Source organism: Mesorhizobium sp. B2-4-7 (assembly GCF_006442685.1).
GTDB lineage: Bacteria > Pseudomonadota > Alphaproteobacteria > Rhizobiales > Rhizobiaceae > Mesorhizobium.
The window spans coordinates 167128-184999 of the sequence record NZ_VFVH01000007.1 but is presented as its reverse complement, the minus strand read 5'-3'; the positions used below and the strand labels follow the sequence as shown (position 1 = coordinate 184999).

The window sequence follows — 17872 nt, the reverse complement described above, 5'->3', positions numbered from 1 at the left end:
GGCTCGCTATCACGGCATCCTCGCGGCCAATCATGGCCGCGCAGAGAAAAGGATGTCGAAACCATGCGCAATTCCCTGTTCTTACTCGCAGCACTCGGATGCTTCTCGACCTTTGCCCTGCCGGCAGCCGCTGAATCTGAAGAAGGTTCATGCGCAGCGTCATCCTCATCCTCAATTGCCCCTGCCGGCCCAATCGATCTGGAGGCCATCCCCATGCAGGATGCCACCGGTCCCAAGGCGATCAAGGGCGTTGGCGATGACCACGAATGCGACGACAGTCACACTTCCAGTAAGGCCGTTTTCAGCAGCACTGACGAGGACGGCCAGGGGGACGACGACTGATACCGAAAAGCTTATGCCCAGCCCTTGAGCTGGGCGTCCGCTGATCAATTGCGCTATCGCCAAACTTACCCCCTCTATCTGCGCCATCCCTTGGCCACTCCGGAGATTTTCCTTGTCATGATCCCAGTCCAGCATATCCATCCCATGCTCGTGCATTTTCCCATTGTCCTCATCTACACTTTGGCGGCGATCGACCTTGTGGTGCTCGCTCGCGGCAACGCGGTGACCAAGCGTTCTGGCGTGGGGACGGTATCGACCTTTATCGCTCTCGCAGCCGGGGCGTTCGCGATTGGAACCTGGTTCTATGGGGGAATGGCACTCGATCATGCTGAAGCCGCCGGCTTCAGCAGTGACATAGCGGAGATCCACGAGAGCCTGGGAGGTATCACAGCGTTCGCGTTTCTGATCTGGGGCCTAGTGAGGCTCGGCCTTTGGGTGCGGAATCGTGAACTGCGGCTACTGACCATTGCTATTCCTCTGGTCGAAATTGGCGGAGCAATTCTGGTCACGGCGACGGCCTATTATGGTGGACTGCTTGTCTACGAACTTGGCGTGAACGTCGCTAAGACCGCGATCGCTGGTTGACGGGCACGCGCCTGGTTATTTGCAGCCCCAGCTTGGGTCATTTGTCTCGAGGGCAAAATGATTCAAATCAAGGCCCTTCGCTCATGCGGCATCTAAGAAGCCGGGAATGAAATATCTCCGGGGAGCGAGCATGCAAGCCGAAGCCATCATGAGCAAGCCAGTCATCTGCACGGACCCGTCCGCCTCGATCGCCGAGGTGGCCGGGCTGATGCTGTCCAATAAGATCAGCGGCCTGCCTGTTGTTCGCGGCGACGGCACGCTGGTGGGGATTGTCAGCGAGGGCGATTTCCTGCGACGAGGAGAACTGGACACCGAGCAAAAGCGCTCGCGCTGGCTAGAGTTTCTCGTCAGTCCTGGAAAGGCCGCCGACGAATATGTCCACGCCAATGGTCGACGGATCGAGGAGGTGATGTCCAGCGATGTCGTCACGGCGTCTCCCGCCGCGTCGCTCGCCGAGGTCGTCGAACTCATGACGCAACATCACGTCAAACGCATTCCGGTCATCGATGCCGGGAAAGTCGTCGGCATCATCACCCGTTCTGATCTGCTGCGGGCATTGCTCAGCGTCCTTCCGGATGCAGGCCGTTCGGTCATCGATGACGAGCAGATTCGCCACAACGTCGCTGGCGAGCTTGCAAAGCACAAATGGACCGGCAAAGACCTGATCCACGTGATGGTGAACAAGGGCGTGGTGATATTGAGCGGTGTCATCTTCGACGAACGTGAGCGCCAGGCAGCCTTTGTGGCAGCCGAAAACGTTGCCGGCGTAAAGGCTGTCAGGGATGGTCTCTTCTGCGCCGATCCGTTGTCCGTGGTGCTTGTTTCGTAGCGGCGGGACGATCCCGACGAACTTGCCACTGCAAGCCGCGGGTCCACGATCAATCTCGCTCGACAGCGAATTGTCGAGAATGAGAACATCACCAGCCGATTACCATGCCAAACGGGTTTGGATGCTCGCCTGAAGATGTGGCCACCAGCTGAAGAGGTCCGTGCTATCAAGCCCGCCAGGGCGATCCATGGAGTCCGGAGCCTACGCATCCGGTTGCGCTGGACCTCCAAGACGTACGGTCTTTCCAGAGGTTGAGTGACCCTCCATCCAGCTCGAGGCGTCGACGGTTCTAACGTTGACCGGCGGCGTGTTGCAGCCGTGCGATAAGATCACGGTTGCGGCAATAGTCTGGCGGATTATCGGCTTGCTGGTGTTCGTCGAGCCAGGTCGAGCATTCGTCCTGATGCCCACACGAGCGGCATCGGTCCACTGCCCGGTTGGTGACGGCGGCATGATCCGGCACCGATTTCAATTGTTTGTCGACGCCAAGCTTCTGCATCATGCGGCCCATCAGGGCGGTCCTGGCGTCGACTGAAACCAGATAATCGAGAAATGTCATGCTGATCACTCCTGCCTAGCGACCATCATTGTCATGTCGGCGGCCGCAATCATTGATCTCGATCAACAGCAGGCGTCGTTGCTAATCCCTGAGGCTAAACGGGAGGGCTTGGGCTCTGAGCTGAAGCGACAAGGCGGTCGAGAAAACGCCGTTGGCCGACTACCAACTTGTCCCGGGCCAAGGCTAGATCCAGCCATTCACCGCGGTCGACGTCGACAAACAATTGTCCCCGGCCACTGCGTGGTGGCCACTCCATAGCAGACAGATTGCTGCGCATCATCGCGGTGTCGAAATCACCCTCGAGCGCTGGGTTTGCCTTCTCGCTGGCGCTACTCACCCAAATTCAGCAGTGGGCCCTTGAGCTCCCAGCCTGTCTCTTCGGTGAACTCGCGCCGCGCCGTCCCCGCTAGGATTATACTCGCCCTTGCAATCGACCAGGCCCCAAGATCTCGCTTTTGCCAGAATGGGCCGCCTGGATGAACGAGCAGCACCTGCAGCCCCTTGTCCAATCTGCGATAAGGCAAAATGCCGGCGCTCTTTTCACGATGGTTTCAAGCCTCTCCACCCAGCCTATAATGTCGGGTACGCAGAATGAGACTTGGTGGCTCTGCCAATAGGTTGCCCCGGCCTCTTCGGGTGCGACTGCGGCTCCTCCTGGCCGAAGAACCCGCGCTTTGTCGCCTCTGAGGCCCATAGATAGAGCGCGGTGATAGCGACAAGTCCGGCAAGTATAGGCAGCGGCAAGGGCACGAAACCGAACCAGTCTGCGAACGGCAGATACGGAATCATGATCGCGACAAACCCGACGCCCAGTGTCAGCCAGGCGAGCAAGGGGCTCGGACGGCTCGCCCAAAAAGCGCGGTGCGTACGAACGATGAGCACGATTGCAAGCTCGGTCAGCAACGATTCGACAAACCAGGCTGTCTGGAATGCAGCCTCTGTGGCATGGGCGAAGAGCAGCAGGAACGCGAAGGTTGCGAAATCGAACAGCGAACTGACCAGGCCAAAGCTGATCATGAATCGCCTCACGAAACGGATGTCCCAGTGGCGCGGCCTGTGCAGCTGATCTGCGTCAACGTTGTCACTTGCGATGGCGAGTGAGGGCACGTCGGAAAGGAAATTGTTGAGCAGGATCTGCTTTGCCAGAAGTGGCAGGAAAGGCAGGAATAGCGAGGCGACCGCCATACTTATCATGTTGCCGAAATTGGCGCTGGTGGTGATGGAGATATATTTCATGGTGTTGGCGAAGGTCTTGCGGCCGTCGTCGACGCCCCGCACCAGCACTCCGAGATCCTGCTTGAGAAGGATGATATCGGCAGCCTCACGCGCGACATCGCATGCGGTGTCGACGGAGACCCCAATATCGGCCTCATGGAGCGCGGGCGCATCATTGATGCCGTCACCCAGATAGCCAACGACATGGCCCCTGCTCCGCAAGGCCTGGACAATGCGTTCTTTCTGGTTGGGATCGATCTCGACGAAGAGGTCAGTGTCCTGCACGGCTGCAAAGAGCGCGCTCTTGGTCAACTTCGACAGATCCTCCCCGGTCATGATCCGATCGCTACGCAAGCCGACCGCTTGAGCAAGATGGGCTGCAACGTAGCGGTTGTCGCCCGTAATGACGTTCACGGCGATGCCCCGGTGGGCGAGTTCGGCAAGCGTGCTCTTTACGCCTTCCTTGGGCGGGTCTAGGAAAAGCAGAAAGCCGGCGAAGGCGAGATCGACCTCGTCCTTCCTGCCATAGGTAGCGTGGCTTTCAAATCGACGCGTCGCTAGCCCCAGAACGCGATATCCTTCCGCGCTCCAGCGTCGAAACATCTTGTCGATCGCCGCGCGGTGCGTGTCTTCGAGAGGTTCCAGGCCTTTCGCTGTGCCGACGAAGCTGCAGGTTTCGAGGACGTTCTGTACTGCGCCTTTCGTGATCAGAAGATCTTCGCCATCCTTGGTTCGCACAACAACGGATAGGCGCTTGCGAATGAAATCATAAGGGATCTCGTCGACCTTGGTGAAAGCGGCCAATGATGCACCCTTGCCCGGCGCACCGGCGATGGCTTCGTCCAGCGGGTTCTTCAGTCCAGTGTGCAGGGTTGCGTTGAGACGTGCCCAAAGCAGGATGTCGGTTGACGGGTTGCCGTCGACATCAAGCCATCCGTCAAGGTGGATCACGCCTTCCGTCAGCGTGCCGGTCTTGTCGGTGCAAAGCACGTCCATGCTGCCCAGATTCTCGATGGCGTCGAGACGGCGCACGATGACGCCATTGGCAGCCATGGCGCGGGCGCCACGAGCAAGTGTTACACTGATAATGGCCGGGAGCAGTTCAGGTGTGAGGCCGACCGCGAGTGCCAGGGAAAACAACAGCGATTCTATCAGCGGACGATGCAGCATCAGATTGGCAAAAAACACGATGATGACAATCGCCAGCATGATCTCGGTCATCAGATAGCCAAACGATCTGATCCCGCGGGCAAAATCCGTTTCCGGGATTTGTCGCTCCAGTGCCGCTGCGATGGAGGCGAATTCGGTGCGCCGGCCGGTCGCTGCCGCAAGCACGGTCGCCGTGCCGCTGCGCACGGACGTACCGGTAAACACCGCATTGTTGCGTTGGGCGACGGACGCATCAGGATCTGATCGCCCCGCCGCCTTCAGGACGGGGAAGGTTTCGCCAGTCAGCACCGCCTCGCTGACATTGAAATCCCGCGCTTCGAGGATGACGCAGTCGGCAGGTATGAGGTTTCCGGCCGATAGCCGGATGAGGTCGCCCGGCACGATTTCTTCGGCAGAAACGGAGGATTCGACGCCATCTCGCAGCACGGTAGCCTTGCGCGAGATACGCTGTTTAAGTGCCTCTGTCGCCCGCGACGCCCCATACTCCTGGGTGAAGCTGAGAACGCAACTTGCCAGCACGATCGCCCCGATGATTGCGGCCTCCTGACCTGCACCGACGAAGGCCGAAACGCTAGCCGCGAAGATCAGGATCAGGACAAGCGGGCTACGGAACTGGCGAACGAACACGCTAAGCGCCGACGCGCCTGACTTCGAGGCCGGCGTATTCGCGCCGTATTTGATGAGCCGCGAGGCGGCATCCGACCCAGCCAGGCCCGATGTGGGCGAAGTTGCCAGACCTCGCACGAGATCTTCGCTGGTGATCGACCAATACGGACTTGCGGCCGCCGCAACGGAATGTTGGTCCACGCCAGAAGACACGATATTCGCCATCAGTATGACAGGAAGCGGTTGATGCTGCTCTCTTCGATCAGCGTGCGGGTGACGCCACCAAACGCCCATTCGCGCAGGCGGCTATGGCCATAGGCGCCTGAGACGATCATGTCGGCATTGATCGAGCGTGCGAATGTCAACAACTGCTCGCCATCGACTTCACCGGTGATCAGTTCCGTCTGCGCCATGATGCCATGGTGCTCAAGATAGACAGCGACATCGGCGAGACTGTCACGAACATTGTCGTCGCCTTTGGCGGCGGCGATCGTGGCGACGACAACCTCATTGGCCTTGGCCAGAAAAGGCAAGGCATCCGCCACCGCCCGTCGCGCCTCCCTGGTATCCTTCCAGGCAACCAGGACCGTATTAGCGCGGAGGTGTTCGACGTTGTTTCCGATGACCAGGACTGGCCGGCCGATGCCGAGCGCCAGGCTGCCAACATCGGCGGCGCGAAACACGTCGTCTCCCGACGCACCGGTCACGACAAGATCGGCTGCGCGGGCGAAAACGCTGAGGAAGCGGGTCGGGCTGCAGACGGCCTGTCCCCACTCGCTTGTGATCGAAGCCGGGACCAGGCTTTCGAACTCGGCACGCAGTTCGGCAAGCCTCTTTTCGATTTCAGTCCGCTGAATCTGCATGACCTCCCCTTCGTAGACCATGCCTTCACCCGTCGCGACCAAGGGCGGAACATCCGCCGCCGCCAGACCAATGAGATGGGCGCCGAAACGCTCTGCGAGTTCGATACCCACTTTCACAATCGCAGCAGGGGGCGTATCGACGGCGAGATTCGCGATTATGGACTTGTAGGACATTGGACGCGCCTTTCACTCAAGCGTTTCGAATGTGCTATGAATTGCATTCACGGGCGCTGGCTTCCTTGATGCGCGTCAAAGAACCGGCCAATCGCTTTTGCATCTAGACTTCGGCCTCGATCCGTTTTGTCTCTGATCGGAGAAGTGATAGTTAGGCCTTGTTTATGTGTCTCGAGCCTAAGGAACCGCGGGTGATCCAAGACGAAGCATTCAGTTTGACGCCTGGCGGGACGACGCTCGAATCCCTATTGTCGCAAATGTTCGATCGGGCGCCCGGGTTCATGGCTCTGATACGCGAGCCTGACCATGTGTTCGTACTGACCAATGCCGCCTACCAGCAACTCATTGGCGACCGGCAGGTTATTGGAAAATCGGCGCGCGAGGCCTTTCCCGAACTCGAAAGACACGAATTCCTCGAACGGCTCGACCGCGTGTACGTGACTGGCGAGTCCTACAGCGGCAAAGGCGTGAAGGTCGGATTCCGCAACAGCAGCAATGGGCCAATTGAAGAGCGTATCCTGGATGTTGTCTATCAGCCGATCAGGGCCGATGACGGTCGAATTACCGCCATCTTCATTGAAGGCACGGATGTCAGCGACCTCTCATTTGCGAATGCCGCGCTTCTGTTGCGCGAAGATCATCTGCGTTCAATCCTGGCGACCGTGCCTGATGCGATGGTCGTCATTGACGAGCAAGGCAGTATCCAGTCCTTCAGCACGGCCGCCGAAACGCTGTTCGGTTACCAGTCGGGCGAGGTCATCGGACAGAACGTCAAGATGCTGATGCCGGCGCCCTATCGCGAAGAGCACGATGCTTATCTGCTTCGCTACCTGACGACCGGGGAGCGTCGGATCATCGGGCTCGGCCGCACCGTGACCGGGGCACGCAAGGATGGCACGACTTTCCCGATGGAGCTTTCCGTCGGCGAAATGCACCCGGGAACCGGACGCTTCTTTACCGGCTTTTGCCGCGACCTGACTGAACGTCATCGCGCGGAAGCAAGAATTCAGGAACAGCAGCAGGAGCTTCTGCACATGGCGCGGTTTACCGCCCTTGGCGAGATGGCATCGACGCTCGCTCATGAGATCAACCAACCGCTGACAGCCATCACCAATTACCTGAAGGGCAGCCGACGGCTCCTGGAGAAGAGCACGGAAGCAAACGCGCCGATGCTGCGGGATGCCGTGGAAAAGGCCGCCGAGCAGGCCCTGCGGGCAGGCGACGTCATTCGTCATCTGCGCGATTTTGTTGCCAGGGGCGAAAGCGAGCGCCAGGTCGAGCGATTGCCGGCGCTCATCGAGGAAGCCTCGTCGCTCGCCCTGGTTGGTGCGAGGGAGATCAATGTCCAGATCGGCTACAAGCTCGACCCTGCCGCGGAACTGGTCTTGACCGATCGCATCCAAATTCAGCAGGTTCTGCTCAATCTGATGCGCAACGCAGTGGAGGCCATGCAGGAAACGCAGCGCCGTGAATTGAAAATCACAACCGTTGCCCGGGACGATGGCATGGCTGAAGTGAGCGTGATCGATACCGGTCCGGGGCTCGCGCCAGAGGTTTCGGCGCAACTGTTCCAGCCATTTGTGACCACCAAGAAGCAGGGTATGGGTGTCGGTCTCTCCATCTGCCGCACCATCGTTGAATCGCACGGCGGCCACATCTGGGCCGAGGCAATGCCGACGGGCGGCACCGCCTTTCGGTTCACCTTACGCATCGTTGAGAAGGATGAGGTCACAAATGGCCGACAGTGATCTGGTCCACGTCGTCGACGACGATGTTGATGTTCGCAAGTCTCTCGGTTTTCTGCTGGCGACAGCCGACTTTGCCGTACGCCTGTACGAGTCGGCCACTGCTTTTCTCTCAGCGGCGGATGGCCATCTCGACGGCTGCATCGTTACGGACGTGCGCATGCCGGGAATAGACGGCATCGAATTGCTACGGCAACTCAGAACAGGCGGCCACAAGATTCCGGTCATCATCATGACAGGTCACGCCGACGTGGCGCTCGCCGTTCAGGCCATGAAGGAAGGCGCTTCCGATTTCGTCGAAAAGCCGTTTGACGACGAGATGCTGATCCAGGCGATACGCTCTGCACTGGCCAACCGGAACGAGGCGAACGCGGCGCATCCCCAGTCCGCGGATATCCGCGCGCGTCTATCGACCTTGTCTGACCGCGAGCGCCAAGTGCTGGACGGACTCGTTGCCGGTTTACCCAACAAGACGATTGCCTACGATCTGGGGATCAGCCCGCGCACGGTCGAAATCCACCGGGCCAATGTCATGAGCAAAATGGAGGCGAGTAGTCTGTCACACCTGGTGCGTATGGCGTTGATCGTGGAGTCCCGACCCTAGGGAGAGTCCTCGAGAGGATTGCGATTTCTGACCTCGGTCCTTTCCCAATCCCAATCGCGCCAATGGGTCGGCCGGATGTCGAGACGGGCACCACTAGCAGCATTCTTCCAGCCCTCCTTTATCCTTCTGCAGGCAAACACAAGCGCGTGCTCGCCGTCTTCGTCGAAAACGGCCAGTTCTAGATCGCGACCAAAAGGAGCGCTTAGGATTGGTTTCCACATCGCATCAAAATCTTCGCAAACGGTGTGGCGCGCCTTGATCTGCATCACTTTTTGAAATTACCGGCAAAGCGGGCGCGATTGCCTGTGTCGAACCGATGTCGACCACAATTCCTGCGGCAGACGCCATACCGGCCGCAATCACATGCGCGCCGCGGGCAGCCCAATCGATCGCGATTGCAGCATTGATATCTGATCCGACGTCCATGGCGATGGGCACCATTTCCCTGAACTGCTCCATGACCTCGCTCCGGCGATGATCGGCCATCTTAGGCCGGCTGCCGAACCAGAATTTGATCCGCGTCAATCACCGCACAATCGCGGCATCTGCGCCATACGCCGATTGATCGTGATCAAGGACTGCGCCGCCTAGGAGCCTATCGTTCGACGGCAAAACGAGATTTGCCATGCGGTATACCTAGGTCGACGAAGGCGCAGTGGCGGCCAGCATGTTGCCAGAGGGCATCCTGGAGCACTGGTTCATTGCCAGCGGCGACCCGATCAGGGCCGGAGAGCGCATAGCCGAGGTTCGCGTCGAAAGCGCGCTGCACGAGATTGTCGCGCCGGCAGCTGGGCGTGCGACCATTGTCGCATCGGCGAATACCGTCATTAAACCTGGATCGATCCTGGCAATCCTGGTGTCGCAGCCTGCTTAAGCCCTCAGCGCCTCAGATTGCCGTTCAGCAATACACGCAAGGATTTCCAGCAATGGCGACCCGACACGCCGCGCCTGCGACCATTGTGAAGCCAAGGTGTTCTTTTTCAACCGCGAGAACCTCCGACAGTGTGAGACTTGCGACGACGCTTGCGCATCATCCGAGCCACAACAAGGCTGGCTCGGTCGACGGCAAGCGTGCATTGGGAAATCAGGCCTTCTACCACGACATCCTCAGCGCCCTTCGGTCCGCGACCAGGGTCGGCGAAGCACGAGCTGGCCACGCACATCCGCGAGTACAACACCGGCTTAAACAATCGCATTGTCGGCATCGAACCGGCGGATCCTCCTACCGAGGCCCAGATCCTGGCGCATGCGCAGTCGTTTCTTCGTGCCCCTGGCCGGATGTTGCCCTGGCCCTCTCCGGTAGCAGTTTGCTGGCCGGCAATTGGCCGCGAATAGCCGGAGCCGTTCAGACCCGATCGCCTGCCGCATTCGAGACTGGGTCACGGCTGCTGCAGCGTGCTGATATACGTGATGATTGCTTCGATCTGATCGGGGCTCGCAGTCCACTCTGGCATATCCGGATGGCCAGTCGAAATGCCCTCCGCAAGAGCTTCCTCCAGATCGGAGATCGGATAGCGCTTTGACAAGGTGCGAAATGGCGGAGCGTCGGGATGGTTGCTCCTGTCAGTTTTTCCGACGGCGTGACAGCGGGCGCAGTTGACCTCCACCAACGCCTTGCCATGCTCCGTTACGCTATCGGCCAAGGCTGGCTGCACACATCCGAGTAACATCAACGCAAATACGGAAGCCCTGAGACGACTATGTCTGTAAACGGCGTTCATGTTGTCTGACGACCTCCGCATTGCCGTCTACACGACAGTCTTAGCCGCGGCATCCTCGATCGCTATCCTGGCGCCCTTACGCATGTTTCTGGCCGTTTCGGAAGCGAGCCTGGAGGTCAATGCGGCGACCTTGCCGGCTTCGATCACGTATTGCGACGTCGCATTCTGCACGAAAGCAGCGAAGATGTCGAAGGCATCATTGAACTGCGGACCACTGATCAAGTCATCGGCCAGCCTCACGTCCTGCTCACAACGATGCTTCAGAAACGCCAGCGTTTCAACATTGAAGCGCATCATGGCCTTGAAGGCGTGCACCTGAAGGGACGCGGCGGCGAGGAAGAGCTTCTGGCCATTCTCCGCCACCGGCAACAATTGTGTGCCTAATGAGGATGGCTCGGGCTGAGTGTGCATTATCGACTACTCCGTTCTGAATCTCCACAGCACGACGTTGACGCCATTCGTCGTCATGTCCTTGATCAGGATCAACCCTATGGTCTTGCGGGCTGTACGAGCGTGCCGGCACCAGCCGTTTTCCTTGCTTTTACGCCTCCCTCTATTTGATGGCCAAGTCGGTTCAACCGCAGATGGAATGAGCGATGGCTTTTAAGATGATTATGGTGCAACTGGACGTAGACGCGACGCCGCGCCGCGCATCTCGATGGCATGGGATTTGGCTCAACGGCTCGAGGCCGACCTCTGGCTTCTAGCGCCGCCGAGCCGCATTTTGTCCTTCCGACCGGCACTGACGACCAGGCCGCGCCCAAGGCGTTGTGGTGCCAGGTGGAGGAGATAGAAGGTCGCCTCGACTGCCTGAGAGAGGAATTCCTGAGCACCGTCAACGGCAGCAATCGTGCATCTTGGCGCGCAAAGATAGGCAATCCCACGCGCGAACTTGCACTCAATGCGCGTGCTGCCGATTTGATCTTGACCGGCTCGCCGTCGACCGATCTGGTGGTCGACCATAATCGTATGCTGGATGCGGCGAGTCTCATCCTGGCGTCCCGTGGCGACGATGTCGCGGACGTTAGCTCTTTCTGGCACGGCACGGAGTGACAGCGCGATCTGTGGTCTTGGATGCGCGCCTCTCCGAACCGGCGGACATCCTCCTGCAGATCGGACAGGATATTGCGGCCGATCTCATAGTTCTCGGCGGCTACGGTCACAGTCGGCTACTGGAGAGGACCTTTGGCGGCGTGACGCGTTCTGTGCTGCGCAGCGGATCATTGCATCGGTTCATATCGACCTGAGCAGGCGGAGCCTCGGAGTCGTGATTTTGACATGAATCAAGGTCGTCCGTTGCCGCAAAGGGTTACGTCCAACCCTTGCCAAATTCGGTGTAGCCGATGCCCGCAGCGCGACAGCGAGTAAATAAGGAGATTCGGACATGAATTATCAGCGGTTCTTCGAGGACGCGATCGACCAGCTCCATGCGGAACGACGCTACCGCGTCTTTGCCGACCTCGAGCGCATAGCGGGCAAATTTCCGCGTGCCATCTGGCGCGCCAACGGCCGCGCAGAGGAAATCACCGTCTGGTGCTCCAACGACTATCTCGGCATGGGCCAGCACCCGGATGTCATCGCAGCGTTCCAGAACGCGGCGGGCCGGATGGGTTCGGGCGCCGGCGGCACCCGCAACATCTCCGGCACCAGCAATCCGCTGGTCGAACTCGAGCATGAGCTCGCCGACCTGCACGACAAGGAAGCCGCGCTGGTCTTCACCTCCGGTTTTGTCTCCAACGAAGCCTCGATCTCGACCATCGCGCGGCTTTTGCCCAACTGCCTGATCATTTCGGACGAGCTCAACCATGCCTCGATGATCGAAGGCGTGCGGCGCTCGGGCGCGGAAAAGAAGATTTTTCGCCACAACGATGTCGCGCACCTGGAAAGCCTGCTGCAGGCGGCGGGCCGCGAACGCGCCAAGCTGATCGTGTTCGAGAGCGTCTATTCGATGGATGGCGATATCGCGCCGATCCGGGAGATCGTCGACCTCGCCGAGCGCTATAACGCCATGACCTATATCGACGAGGTCCACGCCGTGGGCATGTATGGTCCGCGCGGCGGTGGCATCACCGAGCGGGAAGGCCTCGCCGACCGCATCAACATCATCGAGGGCACGCTGGCCAAGGCTTTCGGCACGCTGGGCGGCTACATCACCGGCACGAGTGCTGTCATCGACGCCGTGCGCTCCTATGCGCCGGGCTTCATCTTCACCACCGCGCTGCCGCCGGCCATCGCCGCCGCTGCCACCACCTCGATCCGTCATCTCAAGCGCTCGCAGGCCGAGCGTGACGCCCAGCAGCAGCAGGCGACGCGGACCAAGCAGATCCTCTCCGCCGCCGGCCTGCCGGTGATGGAATCGGCGACCCATATCGTGCCAGTGCTGGTTGGCGACCCCGAGCTTTGCAAGATGGCAAGCGACCGGCTGCTCGGCGTGCACGGCATCTACATCCAGCCGATCAACTATCCGACCGTGCCGCGCGGCACGGAGCGGCTGCGCATCACGCCGACGCCGTTCCATTCGGATGCGCTGATCGCCGAGCTGCAGGACGCCCTGGTCGAGACCTGGGACGCGCTCGGCATTTCCTATGGTTCAGCAGGACGACCTTCCGTGGCCAAGACCGACCGGATCATTCCCCTGCTGGTGCAGCAGGCTTTTGGCTGAACTGGCGCCCAGCACCTCCGGTTCGTTTGACGCAGAGCCCGAACGATTTGATCCCGCTCAATGCTCAGAGCCTTATTATGCCCCAGAATGGCGCCAAATCTCAGGAGCATCGCCATGGGTCCTTGTCCTCACACGTCCTTCGCTGACTTCACGCATGCCGGCCAGCAGGCGCAACAATGGGTCAAGGAGCTCGCCAAAGACCTCTGCTGGAGCGAACCGAGCGCGTGCCGGCTGCTGAGGGCTGTCCTGCACACGGTGCGGGACTGGCTGTCGCCGGCGGAAATGGCCGATCTCTCGGCGCAACTGCCTGTTTTGGTCCGCGGCATCTATTTCGAAGGTTGGAAGCCGTCGGTGCCTGCGCATGAGCGCACGAAGCGCGACTTCATTATCAGTGTCAGAAACAGTTTCGGCTACGATGAGGAGATCGATTTCGATGTCGCGATCAGTGCCGTGTTCAAGCTTCTCGACCGTCACATTTCGCATGGCGAGATCGTACAGGTCAGAAACTCGATGAAAAAGTCGCTGCGAAACCTGTGGCCGGTGGATTGACCGATGTTCCGTGACCGGGAAGACGCTGGAGCGAAGCTTGGCCTGGAGCTGAGCAGACTTCAACTGCATCGGCCCATCGTACTGGCATTGCCGCGTGGCGGCGTGCCCGTCGCAGTGGAAGTGGCCAAAGCCCTCAACGCTCCTCTTGACCTGCTGATCGTCCGCAAGATCGGCGCCCCGGGCAATCCCGAATTGGCTGTTGCCGCAATCATCGATGGCGACCCTGGGGAGGTCGTGCTGAACCGTGAAATTGTCGAGCCTATGGGCTCGACGACGACGCCTTACGTGTCTTGATTGCAAATGAACGTCCTGAACTCGAACGCCGGCGCGTTGCCTATCGTGGCAAGACCAAACCGATGTCGATCGCAGGAAAGACGGCTATCATCGTCGATGACGGTGTCGCGACCGGTACGACCATGAAAATCGCGATCCGCGCCCTCAAGCGCCGGTCACCGAGGGAAATCGTCGTGGCGGTTCCCGTTTCACCGCAAGTGACGGTCGCCGCGCTGGAGCAGGAAGCGGACCGTGTAGTCTGCCTCAGTAGGCCAGGACAGTTCCAGGCCTTGAGCCATCATTATCGCCAGTTCCCGCAACTCTCTGACAACGACGTTGTCTCCGCTATGGACGAGGCTGCCCAGCTGTACAAAACTGGCCAGTGGCACGTTTCCGGCCTGGTTCAAAGGCCATGAAGAACAGGAGATCGAACTGATGCAGATCCGCACGCTTTCTGCTTTGGAATGTACCAAATTGCTGACGGCCAATCGCGTGGGCCGCCTGGCATGCGCAAAGGATGGACAGCCCTATGTCGTGCCGTTCCACTACGCCTATTCGGACGCCCATCTTTACGCGTTTTCCATGCCGGGCAAAAAGATCGAATGGATGCGGGCCAATCCGCTGGTGTGCGTCCAGGTGGATGAGCATGGACAGGGGCGGGGATGGAGAAGCGTCGTTGTTGACGGCCGATACGAAGAACTGCCTGACCGGATCGGCCACAAGCTTGAGCGGGATCATGCCTGGACGGTCTTGAGCAAGCACTCCGACTGGTGGGAACCCGGCGCACTCAAGCCGCTGGTTCCTCCCACAGCCGACAGTGCGCCGCATGTCTTCTTTCGGATCCTGATCGAACGGGTATCGGGACGGGAAGCGAGCGAGTAGTCATTCCATCAATTTGCGCGAGATGCGAAGGGCTGGCGCAATCTGCACCGGCCCTTTTGGATTGTTATCGCGCCATTAAGACCGGTAGTGACGAGCCCTCAAGCATTGACTTAGTGACCCCGCCGAAGATTCGCTCCCGCAGGCGGGAATGACCATAGGCGCCCATGACCAAGAGCTCGGCCGCGACGTCGCCGGCATGCTGGCGAAGCACGTCGGCAACCGAATGATTCGAACTCGGTAGCCGCTCGACGGTAACCTTCACGCCGTGCCGGGCAAGATAAGCCGCGGCATCTGCACCTGGCTCGTCGCCGTGATGGAACTCATTTTCGATGGGATCGATGATGACAAGGCGCACATCTTCGGCGCCTTTCAGCATATCGAGCGACTCGCGGACGGCGCGCGATGACTCCAGGCGGGCGTCCCATGCAACGAGGATGCGTTTCGGCTTCAGCGTCGGGCGCGAGCCCTCGGGAACAAGCAGGATGGGCTTTCCCGATGAAAACAGCGTGCCCTCGATGACTTTCTCCTTCAGCGCATGGCTTGCCAGCAGATCTGGTCCGAGAAGGGTCAGATCGGCGTAGCGGGCACGCCTTCCGATGACGTCGTCGGCCCATCCCATGTCGGGATAGTCGTCGCTCAGATCGGCCGATACGGCAGTCTGGGAGAGAAAGCCGGCGACGTCTGATTTTCGTTTCTCAAGCCTTCTCAACTCGGCCTGCCGCTCCGCAAGCCAGGCAGGCGAGACGACAGCGGCATACTCGCCCCCAGAGGGCGGCGCGGCCAGCTCGAGAACGAGCACGGAGAGATGGGCACCGACCTGTTCGCACAGTGAGGCGGCCAGCTTTAGATCGGCTTCGCCCTGGTTCGGCCCAGTAACCGTAAGCAGCGTCCTGAAAGTCACGGCGGCAACTCCTGATTTCGATTGAAAGGTCAATCTGGCTTCAGTCATTAGCGCGGGTGCCCGGCGCGCTCATTGCGCTGAATCAAATACCGTGACCGCGGGGCATTTGATCCGCATCAACGTACTGCCAAACCAGGGCTGTAGGTTTTCAGCTAATCAATCGGAAAACGCAGATGAAATTCCTGATCGCGGCGGCTCTGGCAGGATTGGCCTTCAACGCGGCTCGCGCCCAGGAACTTGGCGACGGCAAGGCCGAATACATGAACTCGTGCGCGGTCTGCCATGGTCCGGAAGGCAAGGGGGACGGCCCGTTGGCGACGAGTTGTTGAAGCGGCCGAGCGACCTGACGCGCCTCTCCAGGCGCAATGGCGGCGAATTCCCTTACTGGCGTGTTTATGCCGTGATCGACGGCCGCGCCATGGTGCCGGCGCATGGCGAGCGCGACATGCCGGTGTGGGGCAGCCAATTCCTGCCTGCCGACGTGAAGAAATATGGCCCGAACGCAGGCGAAATCGTCACCAGGGAACGGATCCATGAGTTGGCAGGCTATGTCCAGACATTGCAGCAATGAACGCAGCTCGCGCAAACGAAATACGCAAAACACACGTGGAAGGCCGGCCATGATCGTCGATGAGCAGCAAGCCGCTGCCTCTTTTCTGCTTGATCCTGCTACCCATGGCGCGGTCGGGGCCGTCGAGGCGATCGAGACTCACATTTCCCGTATTTTCCTCGTTGGCCAACGCGCCTACAAGATGAAGCGGGGGGTCAAGCTGCCCTATGTCGATTTCTCGGCGCCGGCCCTCAGGCTTGCCGCTTGCGAGAAAGAGGTGGAACTCAACTCGAAGACCGCGCCCGGCCTCTATTTGGTCGTGCGTCGAATCACCCGCGAAGCCGACGGCAAACTGGCTTTCAATGGCACCGGCCAAATGGTCGATGCTGCGATCGAGATGGTCCGCTTCGACCAGTCGAAGCTCCTCGATCGGATGGCAACCGCCGGAGAATTGACGCCGGCGCTGATGACCGCGGTTGCGCGCATGATCGTCAGCTACCACCGTGCCGCGCCGACGATCCACAATGGCGGCGGCTCATCAAATCTGGCTGGCGTGCTCGACATCAACGAGGCTGGCTTTGCCACCAGCCACGTTTTCGCAAAAGCTGAGGTCACGAGCTTTGCCGAGGCCTTCCGCAACGCCCTCGCCCGGCATTCCGGATTGCTCGACCGCCGGGAAGCCGCAGGCAAGATCCGCGGCTGCCATGGCGACCTGCATTTGCACAACATCTGCCTTTTAGACAGCGAGCCTCGCCTCTTCGACTGTATCGAATTCAACGACCAGATCGCCAGCATCGACGTTTTATACGACCTTGCTTTCCTGTTGATGGATCTTTGGCATCGCGGTTTTCCGCAGCTCGCCAACCTTGTGATGAACCGCTATCTCGATGAAGCCGACGACGAGGATGGGTTCGTGCTGCTGCCCTTTTTCATGGCTGTGCGGGCTGCCGTGCGCGCCCACGTCATCGCAACGCAGGTCGAGGAACGCAGCGCCGACAGCGACAGGCTGGTTGCCGAGGCGAGATCCTATTTCGACCTTGCCCGAACATTTCTCCAGGAAAAACCGGCGCGACTCGTTGCCGTTGGCGGTCTGAGTGGCTCGGGAAAGACGACCGTTGCCGAGGCGCTGGCCGCCCATTTCGGTGCAGCGCCAGGCGCCCGCATTGTCGAAAGCGACCGCGTCCGCAAGGCCATGCATGGTGTACCGCCGGAGACCAGGCTGCCGGACAAAGCCTATCGGCCCGAAGTTTCCGATCGCGTCTACCGCGAAATGGCATGGCGCGCCGGCCTGATCCTTTCGCAGGGCGGCTCGGTCGTGGCCGATGCCGTTTTCGACAGACCCGCCGATCGTGAGCGGATCGAGAAAGCGGCGCGCAGCCGGGCTATCAGATTCTCCGGATTTTGGTTGGAGGCGGCCCCGCTTGTCCTGTGGCAGCGGGTCAGCGAGCGCAAGGGCGGCCCTTCAGATGCCACGATCGAGATACTCTCGCGGCAATTGGAGCGAAATGCCACCCAGTCTGGCTGGCGAAAAATCGACGCTGATCGGATGCTCGCCGACATTGTCTTGGAATTGAGAAGGCACTCAGAGAGCGATGCGTCCGAAACCCTGTGCACAGCGTCCTGATCGGTGCAGCGGGCGATC

At 59.9% G+C, this 17872-nt stretch carries 23 protein-coding genes and 1 pseudogene; 16 read left to right on the top strand and 8 right to left on the bottom strand.

From position 1 onward, the window contains the following. Positions 1-63 precede the first annotated feature (63 nt). The 3 genes from FJ946_RS19900 to FJ946_RS19890 all read left to right on the top strand — a co-directional run bounded on the left by FJ946_RS19900 (position 64) and on the right by FJ946_RS19890 (position 1756). Positions 64-342, top strand: a complete 279-nt coding sequence (locus FJ946_RS19900) for a hypothetical protein (RefSeq protein WP_140522891.1) — start codon at positions 64-66, stop codon at positions 340-342. Between the two features lie 117 nt (positions 343-459). Then, a complete protein-coding gene (locus FJ946_RS19895; RefSeq protein WP_140522893.1) occupies positions 460-927 on the top strand; it encodes a DUF2231 domain-containing protein in 468 nt (155 codons plus the stop codon). A gap of 130 nt (positions 928-1057) precedes the next feature. Next, on the top strand, positions 1058-1756 hold the full coding sequence (locus tag FJ946_RS19890) for a CBS domain-containing protein (RefSeq protein WP_140522895.1): 699 nt from the start codon (positions 1058-1060) through the stop codon (positions 1754-1756). Between the two features lie 289 nt (positions 1757-2045). Here FJ946_RS19890 and FJ946_RS19885 read toward each other — a convergent pair whose 3' ends face one another. The 4 genes and pseudogenes from FJ946_RS19885 to FJ946_RS19870 all read right to left on the bottom strand — a co-directional run bounded on the left by FJ946_RS19885 (position 2046) and on the right by FJ946_RS19870 (position 6343). Continuing rightward, complete coding sequence (locus FJ946_RS19885) at positions 2046-2315, bottom strand: DUF6455 family protein (protein WP_140522897.1); 270 nt, start codon at positions 2313-2315, stop codon at positions 2046-2048. 94 nt (positions 2316-2409) lie between these two features. Further along, positions 2410-2842, bottom strand: a pseudogene (locus tag FJ946_RS31245) (NUDIX hydrolase). Positions 2843-2885: 43 nt separating this feature from the next. Beyond that, entirely contained in the window at positions 2886-5531 is a 2646-nt protein-coding gene (gene mgtA, locus FJ946_RS19875; RefSeq protein WP_224656229.1) for a magnesium-translocating P-type ATPase, read from the bottom strand. Further along, the gene (locus FJ946_RS19870) at positions 5531-6343 is read right to left on the bottom strand and encodes a universal stress protein (RefSeq protein WP_140522901.1); all 813 of its coding nucleotides are present in this window, start codon (positions 6341-6343) and stop codon (positions 5531-5533) included. Before FJ946_RS19870 ends, mgtA begins: the two co-directional genes overlap by 1 nt. Positions 6344-6600: 257 nt before the next feature. Between FJ946_RS19870 and FJ946_RS19865 the strand changes: the two genes are divergently transcribed. Together FJ946_RS19865 and fixJ are read left to right on the top strand one after the other, a co-directional pair. Further along, positions 6601-8091 (top strand): PAS domain-containing sensor histidine kinase, encoded by a 1491-nt coding sequence (locus FJ946_RS19865; protein ID WP_224656241.1) that lies wholly within the window; start codon positions 6601-6603, stop codon positions 8089-8091. Then, positions 8078-8692: a response regulator FixJ gene (gene fixJ, locus FJ946_RS19860; protein WP_140522905.1), complete on the top strand. Its 615-nt coding sequence runs from the start codon at positions 8078-8080 to the stop codon at positions 8690-8692. The genes FJ946_RS19865 and fixJ overlap by 14 nt, the downstream gene beginning before the upstream one ends. Positions 8693-8917: 225 nt before the next feature. Here the strand turns inward: fixJ and FJ946_RS19850 are convergent, their stop codons facing one another. Next, the gene (locus tag FJ946_RS19850; RefSeq protein ID WP_140527996.1) at positions 8918-9151 is read right to left on the bottom strand and encodes a hypothetical protein; all 234 of its coding nucleotides are present in this window, start codon (positions 9149-9151) and stop codon (positions 8918-8920) included. 196 nt (positions 9152-9347) lie between these two features. Here FJ946_RS19850 and FJ946_RS19845 point away from each other — a divergent pair, with 196 nt between their 5' ends. Continuing rightward, positions 9348-9566, top strand: coding sequence for a biotin/lipoyl-containing protein (locus FJ946_RS19845; protein ID WP_224656228.1), 219 nt, complete (start codon positions 9348-9350; stop codon positions 9564-9566). 505 nt (positions 9567-10071) lie between these two features. Here FJ946_RS19845 and FJ946_RS19840 read toward each other — a convergent pair. Together FJ946_RS19840 and FJ946_RS19835 are read right to left on the bottom strand one after the other, a co-directional pair. Then, positions 10072-10362 (bottom strand): cytochrome c, encoded by a 291-nt coding sequence (locus FJ946_RS19840; protein WP_140523410.1) that lies wholly within the window; start codon positions 10360-10362, stop codon positions 10072-10074. Positions 10363-10440: 78 nt separating this feature from the next. Then, complete coding sequence (locus tag FJ946_RS19835) at positions 10441-10824, bottom strand: phasin family protein (RefSeq protein ID WP_140522910.1); 384 nt, start codon at positions 10822-10824, stop codon at positions 10441-10443. A gap of 369 nt (positions 10825-11193) precedes the next feature. Here FJ946_RS19835 and FJ946_RS19830 point away from each other — a divergent pair, with 369 nt between their 5' ends. From FJ946_RS19830 to FJ946_RS19805, 7 genes are all read left to right on the top strand, one after another. Further along, positions 11194-11466 (top strand): hypothetical protein, encoded by a 273-nt coding sequence (locus tag FJ946_RS19830; protein ID WP_140522912.1) that lies wholly within the window; start codon positions 11194-11196, stop codon positions 11464-11466. Continuing rightward, on the top strand, positions 11463-11660 hold the full coding sequence (locus FJ946_RS19825) for a universal stress protein (protein WP_224656227.1): 198 nt from the start codon (positions 11463-11465) through the stop codon (positions 11658-11660). The genes FJ946_RS19830 and FJ946_RS19825 overlap by 4 nt, the downstream gene beginning before the upstream one ends. 137 nt (positions 11661-11797) lie before the next feature. Then, positions 11798-13075, top strand: coding sequence for a 5-aminolevulinate synthase (hemA, locus tag FJ946_RS19820; RefSeq protein WP_140522914.1), 1278 nt, complete (start codon positions 11798-11800; stop codon positions 13073-13075). 114 nt (positions 13076-13189) lie between these two features. Further along, positions 13190-13624: a DUF2267 domain-containing protein gene (locus tag FJ946_RS19815; protein ID WP_140522916.1), complete on the top strand. Its 435-nt coding sequence runs from the start codon at positions 13190-13192 to the stop codon at positions 13622-13624. A gap of 3 nt (positions 13625-13627) precedes the next feature. Further along, on the top strand, positions 13628-13918 hold the full coding sequence (locus FJ946_RS31235) for a phosphoribosyltransferase family protein (protein ID WP_224656349.1): 291 nt from the start codon (positions 13628-13630) through the stop codon (positions 13916-13918). Continuing rightward, on the top strand, positions 13915-14313 hold the full coding sequence (locus tag FJ946_RS31230) for a phosphoribosyltransferase family protein (protein ID WP_224656350.1): 399 nt from the start codon (positions 13915-13917) through the stop codon (positions 14311-14313). Before FJ946_RS31235 ends, FJ946_RS31230 begins: the two co-directional genes overlap by 4 nt. 19 nt (positions 14314-14332) lie before the next feature. Then, positions 14333-14779 carry a pyridoxamine 5'-phosphate oxidase family protein gene (locus FJ946_RS19805; protein ID WP_140522918.1) on the top strand — a complete coding sequence of 149 codons (447 nt, stop codon included), beginning with the start codon at positions 14333-14335 and terminating at the stop codon, positions 14777-14779. Positions 14780-14843: 64 nt separating this feature from the next. Here FJ946_RS19805 and FJ946_RS19800 read toward each other — a convergent pair whose 3' ends face one another. After that, entirely contained in the window at positions 14844-15680 is an 837-nt protein-coding gene (locus tag FJ946_RS19800) for a universal stress protein (protein WP_140522920.1), read from the bottom strand. 173 nt (positions 15681-15853) lie between these two features. On the opposite strand from FJ946_RS19800, the gene FJ946_RS31560 reads away from it, so the two are divergent. From FJ946_RS31560 to FJ946_RS19790, 3 genes are read left to right on the top strand one after another with little or no spacing between them, the layout of a single operon-like run. Next, on the top strand, positions 15854-16009 hold the full coding sequence (locus FJ946_RS31560) for a c-type cytochrome (protein ID WP_318013166.1): 156 nt from the start codon (positions 15854-15856) through the stop codon (positions 16007-16009). Continuing rightward, a complete protein-coding gene (locus FJ946_RS31555) occupies positions 16006-16251 on the top strand; it encodes a hypothetical protein (protein ID WP_318013167.1) in 246 nt (81 codons plus the stop codon). Before FJ946_RS31560 ends, FJ946_RS31555 begins: the two co-directional genes overlap by 4 nt. A gap of 49 nt (positions 16252-16300) precedes the next feature. After that, positions 16301-17854: a bifunctional aminoglycoside phosphotransferase/ATP-binding protein gene (locus tag FJ946_RS19790; RefSeq protein ID WP_140522921.1), complete on the top strand. Its 1554-nt coding sequence runs from the start codon at positions 16301-16303 to the stop codon at positions 17852-17854. Positions 17855-17872: the final 18 nt, after the last annotated feature.